At 60.9% G+C, this 19,414-nt stretch carries 18 protein-coding genes; 8 read left to right on the top strand and 10 right to left on the bottom strand.

What is annotated here, in order from left to right:
• The first annotated feature begins 145 nt into the window (after nucleotides 1–145).
• Entirely contained in the window at nucleotides 146–1,144 is a 999-nt protein-coding gene (gene moaA, locus CFII64_RS05890; protein ID WP_020289860.1) for a GTP 3',8-cyclase MoaA, read from the top strand.
• A 12-nt stretch (nucleotides 1,145–1,156) separates the two neighbouring features.
• Here moaA and CFII64_RS05885 read toward each other — a convergent pair whose 3' ends face one another.
• The 8 genes from CFII64_RS05885 to pedF all read right to left on the bottom strand — a co-directional run bounded on the left by CFII64_RS05885 (nucleotide 1,157) and on the right by pedF (nucleotide 9,933).
• Nucleotides 1,157–2,824 (bottom strand): NahK/ErcS family hybrid sensor histidine kinase/response regulator, encoded by a 1,668-nt coding sequence (locus CFII64_RS05885; RefSeq protein WP_020289859.1) that lies wholly within the window; start codon nucleotides 2,822–2,824, stop codon nucleotides 1,157–1,159.
• Nucleotides 2,808–3,971 carry an alcohol dehydrogenase-like regulatory protein ErcA gene (gene ercA / locus CFII64_RS05880; RefSeq protein WP_020289858.1) on the bottom strand — a complete coding sequence of 388 codons (1,164 nt, stop codon included), beginning with the start codon at nucleotides 3,969–3,971 and terminating at the stop codon, nucleotides 2,808–2,810. The genes CFII64_RS05885 and ercA overlap by 17 nt, the downstream gene beginning before the upstream one ends.
• A gap of 146 nt (nucleotides 3,972–4,117) precedes the next feature.
• Entirely contained in the window at nucleotides 4,118–4,189 is a 72-nt protein-coding gene (pqqA, locus tag CFII64_RS29220) for a pyrroloquinoline quinone precursor peptide PqqA (RefSeq protein ID WP_020289857.1), read from the bottom strand.
• A gap of 569 nt (nucleotides 4,190–4,758) precedes the next feature.
• A complete protein-coding gene (locus CFII64_RS05875; RefSeq protein ID WP_020289856.1) occupies nucleotides 4,759–6,534 on the bottom strand; it encodes a PQQ-dependent methanol/ethanol family dehydrogenase in 1,776 nt (591 codons plus the stop codon).
• A 154-nt stretch (nucleotides 6,535–6,688) separates the two neighbouring features.
• Nucleotides 6,689–7,642 carry a quinoprotein relay system zinc metallohydrolase 1 gene (locus CFII64_RS05870; RefSeq protein ID WP_020289855.1) on the bottom strand — a complete coding sequence of 318 codons (954 nt, stop codon included), beginning with the start codon at nucleotides 7,640–7,642 and terminating at the stop codon, nucleotides 6,689–6,691.
• Between the two features lies 1 nt (nucleotide 7,643).
• The gene (locus CFII64_RS05865) at nucleotides 7,644–8,405 is read right to left on the bottom strand and encodes a quinoprotein dehydrogenase-associated SoxYZ-like carrier (RefSeq protein WP_020289854.1); all 762 of its coding nucleotides are present in this window, start codon (nucleotides 8,403–8,405) and stop codon (nucleotides 7,644–7,646) included.
• Between the two features lie 195 nt (nucleotides 8,406–8,600).
• Nucleotides 8,601–9,491 (bottom strand): ABC transporter substrate-binding protein, encoded by an 891-nt coding sequence (locus CFII64_RS05860; protein ID WP_020289853.1) that lies wholly within the window; start codon nucleotides 9,489–9,491, stop codon nucleotides 8,601–8,603.
• Between the two features lie 4 nt (nucleotides 9,492–9,495).
• On the bottom strand, nucleotides 9,496–9,933 hold the full coding sequence (gene pedF, locus CFII64_RS05855; protein WP_156883149.1) for a cytochrome c-550 PedF: 438 nt from the start codon (nucleotides 9,931–9,933) through the stop codon (nucleotides 9,496–9,498).
• Nucleotides 9,934–10,172: 239 nt separating this feature from the next.
• Between pedF and exaA the strand changes: the two genes are divergently transcribed.
• Together exaA and CFII64_RS05845 are read left to right on the top strand one after the other, a co-directional pair.
• Nucleotides 10,173–12,038: a quinoprotein ethanol dehydrogenase gene (exaA, locus tag CFII64_RS05850; protein WP_044901183.1), complete on the top strand. Its 1,866-nt coding sequence runs from the start codon at nucleotides 10,173–10,175 to the stop codon at nucleotides 12,036–12,038.
• A gap of 121 nt (nucleotides 12,039–12,159) precedes the next feature.
• Entirely contained in the window at nucleotides 12,160–12,804 is a 645-nt protein-coding gene (locus CFII64_RS05845) for a pentapeptide repeat-containing protein (protein ID WP_020289850.1), read from the top strand.
• Between the two features lie 132 nt (nucleotides 12,805–12,936).
• Here the strand turns inward: CFII64_RS05845 and CFII64_RS05840 are convergent, their stop codons facing one another.
• Both CFII64_RS05840 and CFII64_RS05835 read right to left on the bottom strand, forming a co-directional pair.
• Nucleotides 12,937–13,578, bottom strand: coding sequence for a response regulator transcription factor (locus tag CFII64_RS05840; protein WP_020289849.1), 642 nt, complete (start codon nucleotides 13,576–13,578; stop codon nucleotides 12,937–12,939).
• Nucleotides 13,579–14,838, bottom strand: coding sequence for a histidine kinase (locus tag CFII64_RS05835; RefSeq protein WP_020289848.1), 1,260 nt, complete (start codon nucleotides 14,836–14,838; stop codon nucleotides 13,579–13,581).
• Nucleotides 14,839–14,988: 150 nt separating this feature from the next.
• On the opposite strand from CFII64_RS05835, the gene CFII64_RS05830 reads away from it, so the two are divergent.
• The 5 genes from CFII64_RS05830 (at nucleotide 14,989) to CFII64_RS05810 (ending at nucleotide 19,413) form a co-directional block, all read left to right on the top strand.
• A complete protein-coding gene (locus CFII64_RS05830) occupies nucleotides 14,989–16,173 on the top strand; it encodes an ABC transporter substrate-binding protein (RefSeq protein WP_020289847.1) in 1,185 nt (394 codons plus the stop codon).
• Between the two features lie 36 nt (nucleotides 16,174–16,209).
• A complete protein-coding gene (locus tag CFII64_RS05825) occupies nucleotides 16,210–17,184 on the top strand; it encodes a YVTN family beta-propeller repeat protein (RefSeq protein WP_020289846.1) in 975 nt (324 codons plus the stop codon).
• Nucleotides 17,181–17,924, top strand: a complete 744-nt coding sequence (locus CFII64_RS05820) for an ABC transporter ATP-binding protein (RefSeq protein ID WP_020289845.1) — start codon at nucleotides 17,181–17,183, stop codon at nucleotides 17,922–17,924. Before CFII64_RS05825 ends, CFII64_RS05820 begins: the two co-directional genes overlap by 4 nt.
• The gene (locus tag CFII64_RS05815; protein ID WP_020289844.1) at nucleotides 17,921–18,712 is read left to right on the top strand and encodes an ABC transporter permease; all 792 of its coding nucleotides are present in this window, start codon (nucleotides 17,921–17,923) and stop codon (nucleotides 18,710–18,712) included. Before CFII64_RS05820 ends, CFII64_RS05815 begins: the two co-directional genes overlap by 4 nt.
• Nucleotides 18,713–18,852: 140 nt before the next feature.
• The gene (locus tag CFII64_RS05810) at nucleotides 18,853–19,413 is read left to right on the top strand and encodes a PQQ-dependent catabolism-associated CXXCW motif protein (protein WP_020289843.1); all 561 of its coding nucleotides are present in this window, start codon (nucleotides 18,853–18,855) and stop codon (nucleotides 19,411–19,413) included.
• Nucleotide 19,414: the final 1 nt, after the last annotated feature.

Here is a 19,414-nt window from a genome sequence, read left to right as displayed (position 1 = left end):
CATCGGAACAAGCAATTGGACTGCGGCAATTAGACTCAGTTAGCGTGCTGATTAATTCGACACACCACTCCAGTTATGCAACAGGCCGCGCGGTCTTTGTCCGACTGGATTACTATGTGTCGAGACTGAGTATTGAGAAGGTGAAATGTCAGACCGAATCCTCGTAGACAGCTTTGCACGCAAGGTGGATTACCTACGGATGTCCGTGACAGACCGTTGCGACTTCCGTTGTGTGTATTGCATGGCCGAAGAGATGACGTTTTTGCCCCGGCAACAGATTCTGTCCCTGGAAGAAATCCTTCAGGTGGCGGAACGCTTTGTCGCGCTGGGCACCCGCAAGATTCGCCTGACCGGCGGCGAGCCGCTGGTCCGCTCGGGCATCGTCGGCTTGTGCGCGAACATCGCCGCCCTGCCCGGCTTGCGCGAACTGTGCATGACCACCAACGGCTCACAGCTGGAAAAACTCGCCCAGCCGCTGTTCGATGCCGGCCTGTCCCGCTTGAACATCAGTCTCGACAGCCTGGACCCGGCACGTTTTCGCGAATTGACCCGTACCGGCGACTTGAGCAAGGTCATTGCGGGCATCGATGCCGCCAATGCAGCCGGCTTCGTTCACACCAAACTCAACTGCGTGGTCATGCAAGGCCGTAACGATCACGAAATCAACGATCTGGTGGCTTTCGCCATCGAGCGCAAGCTGGACATCACGTTCATTGAAGAAATGCCGCTGGGCGTCATCAGCGAACATAGCCGCGCTGAATCGTTTTTCTCCAGCGATCAGGTCCGGGAAAAGATCGCCGAGCGCTACACCCTGATTCATTCCACCGAATCTACCCAAGGCCCGTCGCGTTACTGGCGTCTGGCCGAGGCGCCGGATATTCGGGTTGGTTTCATCTCGCCACACAGCCATAACTTCTGCGCCACCTGCAACCGGGTGCGCCTGACTGTCGAAGGTCGGCTGTTACTCTGTCTGGGCAACGAGCATTCGGCTGATCTGAAGTCAGTGCTGCGCGCGCATCCAGGCAAGCCGGAAAAACTGGAAAAAGCCATCATCGATGCCATGCAGCTCAAGCCCTGGAGCCACAACTTCACGCTTGATGACGATGTGCAGGTCGTGCGCTTCATGAACATGACCGGCGGCTGACAGCCGCCTTATTCAACCCAGCAATTGACTCAACACGGCTCGCAACTTGCCCGGCTTGACCGGTTTATTGAGCAATGGCGCACCCAGCTTCTGCAATGAACGTCGGCATTGATCGCTCCTGTCGGCGGTAATCATGACTGCGGGTATTTCCTGCCCAAAGTACTCACGCAAGCCTTTGACCACTTCGCAGCCGATCACCCCGTGATCAAGATTGAAATCCGCGAGAATCACCTCCGGCGCCCGCCCTTCGAGCACGCGATAGGCGCTGGCCTCATCGCTGGCGGTCAGTACTTCGCAGCCCCATTGGCCAAGCAACGCGGCCATGCTTTCCAGAATGCTCAATTCGTTGTCCAGCACCAGCAAACGCCGGCCCGGCAGCGGGTTACCCGTCCCCGATTGTTGCTGCACCACGACACTGACCGGCACCGGTATTTCGTCGGACAGCGGCACATCGATGCTGAAGCGCGAGCCCACGCCCGGCCGGGATTTGACCTGCACCCGATAGCCGAGAATCTTTGCGATCCGCTCGACAATCGCCAACCCGAGGCCCACCCCTTTGCGGTCGGCGGCGCGGCCCACATCCAGCTGATTGAATTCGAGGAAGATCGACTCCAGCCGATCGTCGGCAATCCCGCGCCCGGTGTCCCAGACTTCCAGTCGCAGATAGTCGCCGCGCCGCCTGGCGCCGAGCAGAATTCCGCCCGATGCGGTATAGCGGCAGGCGTTGCTGAGGAAATTGCGCAGGATTCGGGTCAGCAGGCGCAGATCGGTGTACATCGCGAAATCGCCGATGTGCGCGCGAAAGCTCAAACCTGAGGCTTGCGCCACCGACTGAAACTCCGAAGCCAAAGGCGCCAGCAGTTCATCCAGCCGATACAGCTCCACGTCCGGTTTGACTGCCGCTTGATCCAGCTTGGAGATGTCCAGCAGATCGGTGAGCAGATCTTCGGCACCTTCCAGCGCTTGATGCGTGCGTTCCACCAGAATGTGCTCCGCATCCGGCAAGGCACGCTCGCGCAAGGTCGAGATCAGCAAGCGTGCCGCGTTCAGGGGTTGCAGCAGGTCATGACTGGCGGCGGCCAGGTATTTGTCCTTGCTGCGATTGGCGGCTTGCGCGGCGTCCCGAGCCACCAGCAACTCATCGGTACGCGCGGCAACACGCTGCTCCAGTTCGTCGTTGAGTTGTTGCAGGCGCTGCTGCGCCAGCTTGCGCTCGGTGATGTCGGTGACGAAGCCTTCGAAAATGCCATCTTCGTCAGGCTTGAGCAGCAGGTTCATCAACACGTCGAGCCAGCTGCCATCCTTGCGGCGCAGCCGGGTTTCATAACCCAGCAAGCTGCCTTCGCGTTGCAGGACATGACCGATGGCGTCCGTTTCAGCCTGCCCGCCGATAAACAAACTACCGGCCAGATCCGCCAGGGAAAACAGCACTTGCTGCGGATCGTCGTAGCCAAGCATGCGCGCCAATGCCGGGTTGGCGGCCAGCAAACCCTGTTGCAGGCTGGCCTGGAAAATCCCGTGCACGGCGTGTTCAAACAGCCACTTGTAGCGGTTGCGCTCCTTTTCCAGCTCTTCGAGCCGCACTGTCAGCTCGGGGTAATGGCTCTTGCGCGTCGAATGGTTGCCCAGTCCGAGCAATGCCGTCAGCGCATTTTGCCGCTCGTCAGAGGGCTTCGCCATACACCACCTCAACGTCGCGCTGACTGGACGCGCGCGGGTTGGTGAGAATGCACGGGTCATGCATAGCGTGCTGCGACAGGAATGGAATATCCGACATTCTGACGCCGTGGCGTCCCAGGGTTTCGTGGAAGCCGACCGCATGTTTGAGGGCGATCAGGTGTTCGACCAGCCGCTGGGAAATCATTTTATGGGTCAGCCCACGGCAATCGATACCCAAGGTCTCGGCGATCAGCTTGAAGCGGTCGGGCGCGGAGCTGTAGTTGAAAGCCACCACATGCTCGACCAGTACTGCGTTGCACAAGCCGTGAGGCAAATCGAGGAAGCCGCCGAGGCTGTGCGACATGGCATGCACCGCGCCCAGGATCGCATTGGAAAACGCCAGCCCGGCCTGCATGCTGCCGAGCATGATTTTTTCGCGCAGGGCGATGTCGGTGGGATTGGCAATCATTTGCACCAGATTGCCGTCGATCAGGCGCATGGCCTCCAGCGCATGCGGGTCGGTTAGCGGGCCATGACCTGTGGAAACGAAGGCTTCGATGGCATGCACCAGCGCGTCGATGCCGGTGCAGGCGGCCAGGAACGGGTCCATGCTCAGCGTGGTTTCCGGGTCGATCAACGACACGTCCGGCACCACCGCCTTGCTGACGATGGAAAATTTCATGCGCTCTTGCTGATTGGAGATGATCACGAACTGCGAAACGTCGGCGGAGGTTCCGGCGGTGGTCGGAATCAGGATCAACGGCGGGCTTGGTACCCGAATGGTGTCCACGCCTTCGAATTCAAGGATGCTGCGCCCATGCGCCACCACGATGCCGATGCCTTTGCCGCAATCCATCGGGCTGCCACCGCCCACCGCGACGATCACATCGCAGTGATGCTCGCGGTACAGCTCGGCACCGCGCATGACCTCTTCGACCCGAGGATTGGGCGACACGTCGCTGTACAGGAAGTGGTCGATATTCAGCGCTTGCAGACAGGCCTGGACATCGGCCACCCAACCGGCAGCAATCACGCCGGGGTCGCTGACCAACAGGACCTTGCGCGCACCGAAGGTTTTCGCATAGTTGCCGACGCTGTGACGACTGCCGGCACCAAAAATGATTTCAGGAGAAACGAACTTGCGCAGCTGGCTGAGGTTCTGGCTCATATAAAGCCTTTTTTGTTGTTATTAGAAGATGAACGCCAGCCTAGTGTATTTGTTACTGAATGCAATACGACCTTTTTATGACTGGACCCAGACAGCAAAAGGCCTCGGCCATCGCGTGGGATGGACCGAGGCCGGGACAGTGCGGTTTAGCGACTGGCGAAATACATGGTGACTTCAAAGCCGATACGCAGATCGGTAAACGCGGGTTTTTTCCACATGGGTCAATCCTCTTGTTGTGCCGGGAAAGTCCGGTTGTTCAATTAGTGCACGGGTGATGCGCGGTTGAAATAGTACTTTGGGCCTGAAAACGTCCGATTCTGCGGGAGGGAGGCTTGCCCGCGAGTCAGGCATCTCGGTGAACCATATTCACCGAGTTGTCGTTCTTCGCGAGCAAGCTCGCACACAGGTTAACCGCTCTGGCTTTGGCTTTGGCTTTGGCTTTTGATCCTGACCTGCCCCGTCGGAAGGCCGAGCGCAGGTTTTGTGCAGTGGGCAACCCGGCATGGATGCCGGGTTAGCCCCACCACTCAGTCCCTCGCCCAGGCTCGGCATGCCCGAACTCCGACATTGAGTTGCAGGGCCGCCGCAAAGGGCCATCCCTGGCCCAGTGCGGCTAAACCGGCGTCCTGCCGGTTTACCCTGCAACTCAACATCGAAGTTCGGCCGACGTGGTTTGACGGGGCGCTTAAGATCAAGATCAAGATCAAAAACAGAGCGAATATCAACTTAATTTAAGGTTGCAGGGTTTCCCTGCGACATAGAATCTCCCACCTTCCAGCTTCAGACATCAGCGCTTGGCGACCAACGCCTTGGGCAGCTTGAAGGTCCAGAGCATGCCGCCCTGATTGAAATCCTTGACCCGCTTGGCCACTTCGCCGCCCCACAGCGGCACCGCGCCGCCCCAGCCGGACAGGACCGAAACGTATTGCTCGCCGTCCATTTCCCAGGTCACAGGCGAGCCGAGCACGCCGGAGCCGGTCTGGAATTCCCAGACTTTCTCGCCCGTTCTGGCATTGAATGCCTGCAGGAAACCTTCAGGCGTGCCGGTGAAAACCAGATTGCCCTTGGTGGTCATCACCCCGCCCCAGAGCGGCGCGTAGTTCTTGTGACGCCAGACTTCCTTGCCGGTTTTCGGGTCGATGGCGCGCAGCACGCCGATGTAATCTTCGTTGAGCGGCTTGATGGTGAAGCCCGCGCCCAGGAAGGCCGCGCCTTTCTTGTAGGCGATGCCTTCGTTCCAGATGTCCATGCCCCATTCATTGCCCGGCACGTAGAACAGGCCGGTGTCAGGGCTGTACGCCATCGGCATCCAGTTTTTGGCGCCGAGGAATGCGGGAGCGACGAATGACGAGGTGCCTTTGGCTTCGCCGTCTGGAGCGCCCGGACGACTGGCGTCGATGTAGATCGGCCGACCGTCCTTGTCCAGGCCGCTGGCCCAGGTGATCTTGTCGGCAAACGGGAAACCGCGAATGAACTTGCCGTCCTTGCGGTTCAGCACATAAAAGAAGCCGTTGCGGTCGGCAGTGGCGGCGGCCTGTACGGTTTTGCCGTCCTGCTCGTAATCGAACGAGATCAGCTCGTTGACGCCGTCATAATCCCAGCCGTCGTGGGGTGTGCTCTGGAAGTGCCATTTGATGGTGCCGTCATCGGGATTCAGCGACAGACGCGAAGACGAATACAGGTTGTCGCCGGGCCGCATGTGCGAGTTCCACGGCGACGGGTTGCCGGTGCCGATCAGGATCTGATTGTTGCTGGGGTCGAAATAGCCGCCCAGCCAAGGCGCCGCACCGCCGGTTTTCCAGAGATCGCCCGGCCAGGTCTTGTTGGCTTCGCCGCCGGAAATACCATTCTCGATAGCCTTGCCGTCTTTGTAGGTGTAACCCATGTTGCCTTCGACGGTGGGCCGCGACCACAGCAGCGTGCCGTTCTTCGGGTCATAAGCCTCGACCTTGCCCACCACCCCGAACTCGCCACCCGCTACGCCGGTAATCAGCTTGCCGTTGACGATCATTGGCGCGGCGCTGATGGAGTAACCGGCCTTGTGATCGGCGACCTGTTTGCTCCACACCACCTTGCCGGTGTCTTTGTTGAGGGCGACCAGTTTGGCATCGAGCGTGCCGAAGTAGACCAGATCGCCATACAGCGCCACCCCGCGATTGATCACGTCGCAGCAAGGGCGAATGTCGTCAGGCAGACGCGCATCGTATTGCCAGAGCTTCTTGCCGGTCCGCGCATCCACGGCAAAAACCCGGGAATACGAGCCGGTCAGGTACATCACGCCGTCTTTGATCAACGGTTGTGCCTGCTGGCCGCGCTGCTTTTCACCGCCAAAGGAAAACGCCCACACCGGCCGCAGATCCTTGACGTTTTCAGTGTTGAGAATATCCAGCGGGCTGTAACGCTGGCCCAGGACGCCCAGGCCATTGGTGACGATCTGCTCGGGATTCTTCGGATCCTGAAGGATTTCTTCGTCGGTCACCGCGGCCAGGACTGTGCCTGACAGCAACATGGCGCTCATGAGCAGGCTCAGGGCGAAAGATGGGCGACGTGCGGGTTGGGTCATGACGGCTGCCTCTGCGTTCTTGTTGTTCTGGATGACTGTTGTGGATGCTTCGGGAAAATTTCCCGACCTGTCACGGATTCTTCTAGGCCAGGCGCATCGGAACAATTGGCCGCAGTATCGAAATCTCTAGTTCATTGGTAGTGCCCTGCCGGTTTCAGCGGGCATCCACGCGGGTCATCTGCGCTTGCTCATAACCCGGATACAGATGACTCACGCTGCGAATCAGCTCGTAACGGGTCAGGCTGATGGCCGCAAAACGCTCCGGGATCGGGCTGCGAATCACTTCAGCCATGTCGCTGCCGTTGGCGGCCGCCGTGCGCAGCAGGTTGTCGAGCCAGCCGAGGTAATCGCGCATCTGCATGAACGGCACAGCGTCGCTGGCCACCGGCCCATGCCCCGGCACCAGTTGATTCCAGGGCAGCGCCTGCAATTGCTCAAGGTCCGCCAGCCAGACGTCCAGCCCAGGCGTGTTCGGTGTGGTCAGGGCTCTTTGGTAAAACACAATGTCACCGGCGAACAGCACGCCGGTCAGCTCGTCGAAGATCGCCAGGTCTGCCCCGGTGTGACCTTTAAGAGCGATCAGCCGCAGCGGATGCCCGCCCAGGTTCAGGGTGCCAGCGCTTAACGCTTGATTGGGCAACAGCACTTCGGTGCCGCGCATCCAGTCACCGACCATGCGGTACATGTTTTCCGCGAGCGCATCGCCATGCTGGCGCATCAGTTCGGTTGTTTCGGCCAGCGCACCGATGGGGACATCCGCGAACGCCTGATTGCCCAGCACATGGTCGGGATGATGGTGGGTCAGCAGCACCTGGATCACCGGTTTGTCGGTGGTTGCCGCAATCGCCTTGCGCAGCGCCTCGCCGTAACGCCGTGAAGGGCCGGTATCGATCACCACAACGCCACTTGGGGTGACGATGAACGCGGTATTGACGATATTGCCGCCGTTAGCCTTGGCAAAGTTATCGGTGCTGCCTTCGAGCAGGTAGGTATTTTCGGCAATCTGACGGGGCTTGAGGTTGTATTCCAACTCGGCTTGAGCGAGTGAGCTGATCAGTAAACCGATCAGCACTGCCGCGCGTTTCGACCAGCTTCGGGTGTTGTACATGTCAGGGCACCGTCGCATTGAATTCATTGCCGCTGGTGTCGCGCAGCACCAAGCGGGCGGTGCCGGAACCTCGCACATCAAAGCCCAGCATCGGGTTTTCGCTGACCGCCGGAAACAGTTCCAGACTTGCCATGAGCTGGTCGCTGGCGTTGCGCAGTTCGGCGTGATTGAGGTAGAGCTCGGGGATGCCGCTGACCATGCCGTTATCCATGGGATGGGATATCTGCAGGCGCAGACGGCTGAAGTCCTGGCGCGGATAACGCCCGCCCAGCACTTCGCCGATGTGTTCTTCCCAGCCCGCCTGGGTCCGCACCACGCTGGGCGCTGTGCAACCGCCGCCCGCTGCCAGAATCGTCGTCGAGCCGATATGCCAGACACCGTCGCGGGTCAAGACGGCGGCGCGCAACGGCGTGGCTTGTTCGATGCGAATGCGGATCGCCAGCCACGGCATGACCTGTTCGCCAGGCTGGAAGTCGACGATCTGCGGCAATGGATTGAGTTCGGCCCAGGCCAGGATGCGCAGCACCTGGCCCTGATACGCCCGCGCGTCGATCTCGATGGGCACCTGTCGCGCGTCTTCGGCAAACGGTGGGGCGCTCAGGATGACGTTGTCGTCGAAGACGTAAGGCGCGTCCTTGAGCAGCTTTTGCTGGAAGAACGCCCACATGACGGAGACCACCGGGTCTTTGCCGGGGTCGGGCGGGACGGCGAGGGCCAAGGTCGGCGCAAGCAACAGCAACAGTGCAGCGATGCGGGTCAACATTACATATCCCTTTCCGGCAACGATGGGGCGCACTTCATTCCCCTGTGGGAGAGGACTTGTCCTCGATTGCAGTCATATCAGCACTGCATGCGGGCCAGGCGGATCAGCGGCGTCGGGGCTGGCCATCGAGGACAAGTCCTCTCCCACAAAAGCTTGGCTCCAACACAGCCAGGCATTCCGACCACAGAACCCAACCTACTGATACATCTCCGGCACGTCATAGCGCATGCCGTAGGCGGCATAGATCTTTTGTACCTCGCCGTCGCGGATCATGATTTCCAGCTGTTCTTCCAGGGCGTAGGACAACTGGCGATTGCTCTCGTGGACCGCCATGCCGATTTCCCAGACCTGGCGGCCCATGTTCGGGTAGGCGTTTTGCGCCAGGATCAGTTGCGGGTCATTGGCTTGATGCAATTGCCAGTCGATTTCGCCACGCATGGCCATGACTGCGTCCACCTCGCCGCCCTTCATGGCAACGAACGCCTGCTGCACGCTGGGATAGTGATGGGTCCTGGCGGCGAACTGGCTGTTGAAAATGGACGTCAGGTAGAACGACGGCACGCTGTCGACTTCTACGCCGATGGGATGCGCTTCGAACACCGCGACGCTGGGCACCGCGTCCAGCCGGCGGTGGTCATAGGCGACCTGCCAGCGCTCGGTCTGATAGGGCCCGAACATCACCACATGATCGTTGTTCAGCTCACCGAACTCGTTGCGGCGCTGGGCGTAGTCCCGGTCATAGGGAACCCGCATCATGACGTCGGCCAGCTGCTGGTCGCGCAACTGGCTGCCGCGCCAGATCAAGTCCCGTAAGTCGTCGTCGAGTTTTTCGCCGGGCGGCGCCCACATCAATTCCAGGCTGACCCCCAGGGCCTTGGCCAGTGCCGCCGCCAGTTCGATGTCCACGCCGCGCGGCTGACCGTCGACCTTGAAGCTGTAAGGCGCGAAGTCCTGGTAGACCGCGACTTTCAATACTCCGGAAGCAATGATCGTGTCGTAGTTGCGCACCTGCGCGTTAGCGAGCGGCGCCAGCAGGATCAAAAAACAGCACAGCATCGCGCTTGAGAACCGGGCGAGCAGACGCATGCGGTCACTCCTCGACGTGAACGCTGTCCAGGTAGGTGCGTACTGCCCAGAGCGCTTCCTGGCTCAAGTAATCGGCCATTTTCGGCATGTAGACACGGCCGTCGCGTACCGCGCCGTTGCGCACCCGCTCGACAAACCACTCGTCACCGGCAACGCCAACGTCCAGCAAACGCAGGTCGGGCGCGATACCACCCGATTTAGCTTCCAGGCCATGGCAGGCCGCACAGTTCTGGTTATAGGCCGACGAGCCGATTTCCAGCGCGCGGGCGTGATCCTTGGAATCACGGTAGGGATTTTCGGTACGCCATTCAGCGCCCAATGGTTCGAGTCCTTCAGTGGCCACCGCTTGCGGGACCACGTTGCCATGGGCCAGCGCCAGACCGCTCGCAGCCAACAGGCTGAGCAGGGTTGCGGTGAGCACGGTAGTTGAGATTCTTATCATTGTTATGTCCTCAAGATTGCACGCAAAAAGCCACGCAGCCATCTTAAGAACCCTGTCACCCGCATCGAATGCTGCTTTGGTGGCCGCGCCCTCCTCCCTTGGTAGTAGAGCTTGTGAGGCGGGCCCAAATCATGGGCGGTTCGGGAACTCTTCCCGGCAACAGCGGGAGTTTTTCCGTATCGCGCGCCGCTTCGCGCCGCCAACCTGTGCAGGTCCAAACCTTCAATGGAACCTGCCCCATGACAATAACAAGATCGTCACCTGCCGCTTTGTCGCCACTGGCCCTGTTGCTGGGCGGCCTGTCGCTTACCGGCCTTGCCAGCGCCGCCGATGCGGGCAAGGTCAGCTGGGAAGACATCGCCGAGGACCATCTCACCACGCAAAACGTTCTGCAATACGGCATGGGCACCAACGCGCAACGCTGGAGCCCGCTGGCGCAGGTCAACGACAAAAACGTCTTCAAGCTCACCCCGGCCTGGTCGTATTCCTTTGGCGATGAGAAGCAGCGCGGCCAGGAGTCCCAGGCCATCGTCAGCAACGGGGTGATTTACGTCACCGGCTCCTATTCCCGGGTATTCGCCCTGGAGGCCAAGACCGGCAAGCGCCTGTGGACTTACAACCACCGCCTGCCGGACGACATCCGCCCCTGCTGCGACGTGGTCAACCGTGGCGCCGCGATTTACGGCGACAAGATCTTCTTCGGCACCCTGGATGCGCGAGTCATCGCCCTGGACAAGAACACTGGCAAAGTGGTCTGGAACAAGAAATTCGGCGATCACAGCAGCGGCTACACCATGACCGGCGCGCCAACGCTGATCAAGGATAAGGTCAGCGGCAAGGTGCTGTTGATTCACGGCAGTTCGGGTGATGAATTCGGCGTGGTGGGCCGACTGTTCGCCCGAGACCCGGATACCGGGGAAGAAGTCTGGATGCGGCCTTTTGTCGAAGGTCACATGGGCCGCCTCAACGGCAAGGACAGCACGCCTACCGGCGACATCAAGGCGCCCTCATGGCCAGATGACAAGACCACCGAAACCGGCAAGGTCGAAGCCTGGAGCCACGGCGGCGGCGCACCCTGGCAGAGTGCGAGCTTCGATCCCGAGAGCAACACCCTCATCGTGGGCGCCGGCAACCCCGGCCCATGGAACACTTGGGCGCGCACCGCCAAGGACGGCAATCCTCATGATTACGACAGCCTCTACACCTCAGGTCAGGTGGGTGTCGATCCGAGCACCGGCGAGGTGAAGTGGTTTTATCAACATACGCCGAACGACGCCTGGGATTTTTCCGGCAACAACGAACTGGTGCTGTTCGATTACAAGGGTCAGGACGGCAAGACCGTCAAAGCCACCGGCCACGCCGACCGCAACGGTTTCTTCTACGTGGTGGACCGCAACAACGGCAAATTGCAGAACGCCTTCCCGTTCGTCGACAACATCAGCTGGGCCAGCCATATCGACCTGAAAACCGGCCGCCCGGTGGAAAACGAAGGCAAGCGTCCGGCCAAGCCACTGCCCGGCGAAACCAAGGGCAAACCGGTAGAGGTTTCGCCGCCGTTCCTCGGTGGCAAGAACTGGAACCCCATGGCCTACAGTCAGGACACCGGCCTGTTCTACGTTCCCGCCAACCAGTGGAAAGAAGACTACTGGACCGAAGAAGTGAACTACAAAAAGGGCTCGGCCTATCTGGGCATGGGCTTTCGCATCAAGCGCATGTACGAGGACCACGTCGGCACCCTGCGCGCCATGGATCCCACCAGCGGCAAGGTGGTCTGGGAGCACAAGGAACGTCTGCCGCTCTGGGCCGGCGTGCTGGCGACCAAAGGCAATCTGGTGTTCACCGGGACCGGCGATGGCTTTTTCAAGGCCTTTAACGCTAAAACCGGGGAAGAATTGTGGAGCTTCCAGACGGGCAGCGGCATTGTTTCCCCTCCCATCACCTGGGATCAGGACGGCGAGCAGTTCATTGGCGTGACGGTGGGTTACGGCGGCGCGGTGCCGTTATGGGGCGGCGACATGGCCGAACTGACCAAACCAGTGGCGCAAGGCGGATCGTTCTGGGTGTTCAAGATTCCGAGTTGGGATAGCAAGACAGCGGCCAAATAAACCGGTTTCTGTACAGACAGTGTAGGAGCCAACGTGTTGGCGAGGCGGTGTGTCAGCAACGCCGCTTCGCGGGCAAGTGTCGCTCCAACGAATCGGATTAACCCTGCTCTGGAAAACCCTCATGAACTACCTGCCCCTCATTCTGTGGTTCGCCCTGCCCTGCGTCCTGGCTGCCGATGACGGCGAGCCATTGGTGATCAACGGTTGCACCATCGCCGAGGCCAGCCAATGCCCGAACGCCGACCTGCGCGGCGCGGACCTGAGCAATCAGGATTTGCGCAAGATGAACCTGGCTGGCGCCGACCTGCGCGATGCCAATCTGCGCCATGCCCGTCTGGATCTGGCCAATCTGGAAAAAGCTCGCCTGCAGAACGCCACGCTGACCCGCGCCAGCCTGCAACAGACCAACCTGCGCCTGGCCGACCTTGGCGGCGCGCAACTGCAAGCGGTGCAAGGCTGGGGCTTGTTCGCCCAGGGCGCGCAATTCGAAGGCGCCAACCTCAGCGCCGCCTACCTGCAATTTGCCCGCTTGTCCGGGGCGAAACTGCACAACGTCAACTTGCAGGCTGCGGATCTGGAGATGACCTTTCTCAACAAGGCCGATTTGCAGGGCGCGGATCTGCGCGACGCGAATCTTCAGGAAACCAAGTTCGGCGCAAGCAACCTGGCCAACGCCAACCTCACCGGCGCGCGGCATCCGTATGCCAATTTCCAGGACAGCAATATGCAAGGCTGCGTGGCGTGTCCAGGGGGTTGGGATGATTGAGGAGACGGCAATCAACTGGGGGTAGCCGCAGGAGCGAGGCGTGCTGTAGGACCGGCTTTAGCGGGGAGGGCAATTGACGCCCTCGCGACTAAAGTCGCTCCTACGAACACAGCCTCGGCCCAGACACATCCCTCACATCACCACCCGCATCACCCCGGTATCAATCGCCAGATGCACCAGTTCCGCATGGGAGCTGACCTGCAGCTTGTTCTTGAGCAACGTCAGGTAATTGGAAACCGTCTTGGCGCTGATGCACAGGCGTTCGGCAATCACCCGCGAGGGCGTGCCTTTGGCGAGCATCAGGAATATCTCCAGCTCCCGCTGGGTCATGCTTTGCAGACGCGGATCGGCGCAATCCTGTCGCTGAGGATTGCAGGCCAGTTGCGTGGCCAGCGGCTGCTCGATGTAAGCGTGCCCGGCAAGGATCCGGCGTACCGCCTCGAGCAACACATCGGGGGCCGAGCTCTTAGTGAGATAACCCGACGCTCCGGCATCCAGTGCCTGACGCACCAGCGGCAGTTCGTCATGCATGCTGAAAAACAACACCCGCAGTTGCGGCAGACGTTGTCGCAAGCGCCGGGTGGTTTCCAGACCGCTGATGCCTGGCAGGCCGAAATCCATGATCACCAGTTGCGGAATTTCTTCCTGCACACTCGCCAGGGCTTCTTCGCCGGTCGCGGCTTCGCGCACCTGCACCAGCGGCAACATCGCCCGCAGCAGACTGGCGTAGCCCTGGCGCACCACCGCATGGTCGTCGACAATCAGAATATGCATTCAAGCCTCCAGGGGCATGTTCAGCGCCAGCGCCCAGCCGGCGCCCGGTTGTGTTTCGATATGCAACTCACCGCGCAGGCAGCGGGCACGCTCGCGCATGGAATACAGGCCCACACCGGGCCGCTGCGGTGCCTGCGCGCCGCAACCGTTGTCGCGGATTTCCATGACCAGTCGGGCATTGAGCTGGCGCAGGCTGACCCGCACCTGACTGGCGTTGGCATGCCGCGCCACATTGGTCAGCGCTTCTTGCAGCAGCCGGTACAGATGCGTTCTGGCCGCAGGAGTCAACTCGGGGAGCTGCGGATCGACCAGCAGCACGCACTCAACGCCGTGATTGCCGCGCCAATGCTCCGCCAGCAAGGTCATGGCCTCGGGCAGTGGCAGGTGTTGCAGCACCACAGGGTACAAATCCCGGATCAACGCGCGAAAGCCAAGCTGCAGTTGCTCGCAATTGGCTTCAAGACCCAACGCGGTATTGCGCACCACATCTGATTGATCGGCCACCATGCGCAGCAGACAGGCCTGGGCGCGAATCCCGGCAAGGTATTGGCCAAGGTCATCATGCAAGGTCTGCGCAAGTCGCGTGCGCTCCTGATCCTGCACCGCGAGCAGCGCCTGGGTCAGACGTCTGTTGTCCGCTTCGGCATGTTCCAGCGTGGCGGTCATGCGATTGAAATGCCCGGCCAGTTGTTGCGCCTCGGCATTGCCTTGCAAGGGCAGGCGCACATGCAGTTCGCCTCGGGAAACCTGCTGCAAGGCTTTGAGCAGGTTATCCAGCACATGCATGCCGCGACCCACCGCCCAGCGAATCGCCGACAGGCTCACCACCAGCGCCAGGCCACACAGCAACAGCAATTGCTGCAATGAGTCCCAGACTTCATCGATTTCATCGCTGGGATCGACACCAAGCTGCACCCGCCGACCATCACTGACGTTGAGAACCCGCTCGGCGTGGGTCTCGGCGGGGAACAGCCAGCGAGCGATCAAGGCATCCGCACCGCTTTGGGTGATCACGTGCGGAGCCTCGTCGGCGGCCAGCCAGATGACGCGCACATGGCGCAGGTGCTCGCTCAGATGCGGCTGGAGCGCGGCGGGCTGCTGTTCGGCGGTGTCGCTCAGGTATTGCACCACGGCCTGGGCGGCGACCAGCTCGCGGTCGACATCGGCCACGGCCTGATGCAACAGCAGCCACAAGCAGGCCGCCGTGACCAGCGAGAAGAAACCGATCACCCAAAGGTTGATGCGCCAGAGTGCGGACATGACCTTGCCTTCTTATTATTGATATCCGCATGCTAAATCCCGGCAACCGCAGTCCGGCTACTACCTTGGTACTGGCAGACTGGTACTTTCTGCATATTTCCCCGCCCTCGCGGCGTTCCTATGCTGGCGCTACCCGTAACGGAGTGCCTCATGCGCCAGCTTTCCCGACCCGCCCTGCACTGCCTGCTTGCCCTTGCGGCGGCGGTCTTGTGGACAAGCCCAAGCCCGGCCGCCGATGAAACCCTGCAAGTGCGCGTCGGTTATCTGGCCTTCGTGCCCGCCCCCGGCCCGCTGTTATCCAATGTCATTCCTGAACCGCTGGACGCAGGATCGCGTGGCGCCGAACTGGCGATCATCGACAGCAACAGCACCGGGCGTTTCCTCAAGCACAGCTACAGCCTGGAAAACGCCAGCGTCGACAGTTCGCAGGCGTTGCTGGAAAAAGCCCGCGCGCTGCACGAGCAAGGCTTGCGACTGTTTGTGGTCAACGCGCCAGCGGATACCCTGCGCCAGCTCAGCGCCGCTTTGCCGGACAGCCTGCTGTTCAACGCCGGCAGTGCCGACGACAGCCTGCGCAGCAGCGCCTGTTTGAGCAACGTGCTGCACACCTTGCCCAGCCGGGCGATGTTGACCGATGCACTGGCGCAATTTCTCGCCGTACGGCGCTGGAATCGCTGGCTGCTGATCGTCGGTCAGACGCCCGACGACCAGGCCTATGCGGCGGCCGTGCGCCGCGCTGCCAAGCGCTTCGGGCACACCATCGTCGCCGAAAAAAACTGGAGCTTTGACAACGACCAGCGCCGCAGCGCCCAGGCCGACATGCCGCTGTTCACCCAGACCGCCGAATACGACGTGGTGCTGGTGGCGGACGAGCGCGGCGACTTTGGCGAGTACGTGCCCTACCAGACCTGGTACCCGCGCCCGGTCGCGGGCACGCAGGGCCTGACGCCGACCGGCTGGCACAAGACCGTGGAAACCTATGGCGCGGCGCAATTGCAGAAACGCTTCGAAGCCCTGGCCGGACGCTGGATGAACGACCGGGATTTCGCCGCCTGGATGGCCGTGCGCAGCATCGCCAGCGCAGTCAGCAAACTGCGTGGCGTCGATCCACTGGACATCCGCCGCCTGGAATTGAGCGACCAGTTACCACTGGACGGTTTCAAGGGCCGCAAGCTCAGCTATCGCGCCTGGAATGGCCAATTGCGCCAGCCGATCCCCATCGTCCAGCCCCGCGCCCTGGTCAGCACTTCGCCGCAGGATGGCTTTCTGCACCCGGTCACCGAACTCGACAGCCTGGGCTATGACCAGCCCGAAGTGAGCTGCACCTTTAACTGACGTTTTGCCGACAATACCAACAATAAGGAACACGCCATGCGCCGCACCCTGATCGCCACCGCCTTGATGGCCGCCGTCCTTTCAACCCTCGCGGGGCAATGCCTGGCGGCCACCGCCTGGGTGTCCAACGAGAAGGACAACAGCCTGAGCCTGATCGACATGGACAGCCTCAAAGTCACGCAAACCATTGCCGTGGGCATGCGTCCTCGGGGTTTGCTGCTGTCCCATGACAACAAGCTGCTGTACATCTGCGCCAGCGACTCGGACCGTGTGCAAGTCATGGACGTGGCCACCCACAAGATCATCAAGGAACTGCCCTCCGGCAAAGACCCGGAACAGTTCGCCCTGCATCCCAACAACCGCTGGCTGTATGTTTCCAACGAAGACGACTCGCTGGTGACGGTGATCGATACGGAGAACTCCAAGGTCCTGGCGCAGATCGATGTCGGCGTCGAACCCGAAGGCATGGCGGTCAGTCCCGACGGCAAGTGGGCGGTCAATACCAGCGAAACCACCAACATGCTGCACTGGATCGACACCAGCACCCAGACCCTGGCTGACAACACGCTGGTGGATCAGCGGCCGCGCTTTGTCGAGTTCAATCAGGACGGTTCGCAACTCTGGGCATCGGCAGAAATCGGCGGCACGGTCAGCGTGATCGACGTCGCCACCCGCAAGATCATCAAGACCCTGACCTTCCAGATCAAAGGCGTTCACCCGGACAAGGTGCAGCCGGTAGGCATCAAGATCGCCGCCAATGGCAAATATGCGTTCGTGGCCCTCGGCCCGGCCAACCATGTGGCGGTGATCGACGCCAAGACCCTGGAAATCGTCGATTACCTGCTCGTCGGTCGGCGGGTCTGGCAGATGGCGTTTACCCCGGATCAAAGCCAGTTGCTGACCACCAACGGCGTCAGTGGCGATGTGTCGGTGATCGACGTCGCCAGCCTCAAGGTTACCAAGTCGATCAAGGTCGGCCGTTATCCCTGGGGCGTGGTCGTGACCCCATGAATGCCCTGGAAGTCGACGATCTCAGTTTCGCCTACGGTCCTCGGGAAGCCTTGCGCCAGATCAGCTTCAGCCTTGCGCCGGGCCGCTTTGGCGCATTGCTCGGCCCCAACGGCGCGGGTAAATCAACCCTGATCGCTTTGCTGACCCGGCTGTATGACCTGCAACGCGGCGAAATTCGTGTGGGCGGCTGTTCCCTGCGCCAGACGCCACGTCCGGCGCTGCGGCAATTGGGCGTGGTGTTTCAACAAAGCACGCTGGACCTGGACCTGAGCGTCGAACAGAACCTGCGTTATCACGCCGCGCTGCACGGTATGCCGCGCCGTTCGGCGATCGTCCGGGTTGCTGAGGAACTGGCCCGCCAAGGGTTGACCGAGCGCAAGGCAGAACGGGTCCGCGAGCTCAATGGCGGGCATCGCCGGCGAGTGGAAATCGCTCGGGCCCTGCTGCATGAGCCACGCCTGTTGCTGCTCGACGAAGCCAGCGTCGGCCTTGATCCGGCAAGTCGCCTGGCCCTCAACCAGCACGTGCGCAGCCTGTGTCGCGAACAAGGCATCAGCGTGCTTTGGACCACCCATTTGCTGGACGAAGTGCAGCCCGATGATGACCTTCTGATCCTGCATCAAGGCCGTCTGGTCGCCTCGGGCAACGCCGGAGCCGTCAGCGCCGAACATGGCGGCGAGCTGAACACCGCGTTTGCCCGCCTGACCCTTTCTTCCCCTGCTGGAGCCACCGGCCGATGAACGCTTACTGGCAATGTTTCAGCGGCATCGTGCTGCGCGAATGGCTGCGTTTCATTCTGCAACGCACACGATTCCTCAGCGCGCTGGTGCGTCCATTGCTGTGGTTGCTGGTGTTTGCGGCGGGTTTTCGCGCGGCGTTGGGCATCGCCATCATCGAGCCCTACGACACTTACATCCCTTACGAGGTGTACATCATTCCGGGCCTGGCCTGCATGATTCTGTTGTTTAACGGTATGCAAGGCTCGTTGTCCATGGTTTACGACCGGGAAATGGGCAGCATGCGCGTGTTACTCACCAGCCCGCTGCCGCGCACGTTCCTGCTGATCAGCAAATTGCTGGCCACGTCGTTGATCTCGCTGTTGCAGGTCTATGCGTTTCTGGCGATTGCCTGGGTTTACGGCGTGCAACCACCCGCCTGGGGTTTGCTGGCGGCGCTGCCAGCCTTGTTGTTGGTGGCCTTGATGCTCAGCGCGTTGGGGCTGCTGCTGTCGAATGCGATCCGCCAACTGGAAAACTTCGCCGGGGTAATGAATTTCGTGATTTTCCCGATGTTTTTCCTGTCGTCGGCGCTGTATCCACTGTGGAAGATGCAGGAGGCCAGCCAATGGCTTTACTGGCTGTGCGCGATCAACCCGTTCAGCCATGCCGTGGAGCTGGTGCGCTTCGCCCTTTATGAGCGTTTCAACCCGCTGGCAGCCGCCGTTTGCCTGGGCCTGACGCTGATCTTCATCCTGCTGGCCGTCGTCACCTTCAACCCCCAACACGCCGCCGTCCGCAAGCCAGGCTAATACCCGCTTTGCAGCTTGAAGCTTGCCGCTTCAGGCTGTCTCTCTACTACTTTCGTACCGGTTTTGCTTTCTATCGTCGCATTCCCAAAGCGGCGGTTGTGCCTTGTAATGCAGGTCATAACAAGAAAGGAATAGCCGCCATGCTGCGTGTTTCGCGCTCAACCCTGCTATCAATGGTGCTTGCTACAACGCTGCCGGGCCTCGCCGTGGCTGAAACCCCATTGTTTTCCACCGATGGCTACCGCATTGCGTTGTATCGCAGCCCGACGCCTGTTCAGGTCGATGGCGCGCGGATTATCGATACACCGCAACTTCAGGCGCTGCTGCAACAACCTGCAAAACCGCTGCTGATCGATGTGTATCGCCGACAATGGCTGCAAGGTCGCTTCATCGAAGACGAACCTCACGCCAATCTGCCCGGCAGCCTGTGGCTGGCCAATACCGGCGACGGGGAACTGACAGAGCAATGGCAGGCGTATTTTGTCGGCCATCTGCAACACGCCAGCGCCGGTCGCCACGATATGCCGATGGTGTTTTACTGCCGCGCCGATTGCTGGCTGAGCTGGAACGCCGTGAAGCGCGCAGCGGCGTTGGGCTACAGTGATCTGTATTGGTATCGCGACGGTCTCGACGCCTGGCAGGCCGCTGGTCTGCCGGTCAACCGGGCGCAACCTGCACCGCTGCGCTCGCCATCAGAATGAT

Source organism: Pseudomonas sp. CFII64, assembly GCF_000416235.1.
Taxonomy (GTDB): Bacteria; Pseudomonadota; Gammaproteobacteria; order Pseudomonadales; family Pseudomonadaceae; genus Aquipseudomonas.
Note: the sequence above shows the minus strand (reverse complement) of the source record. Positions and strands in the feature narration are given on the sequence as shown.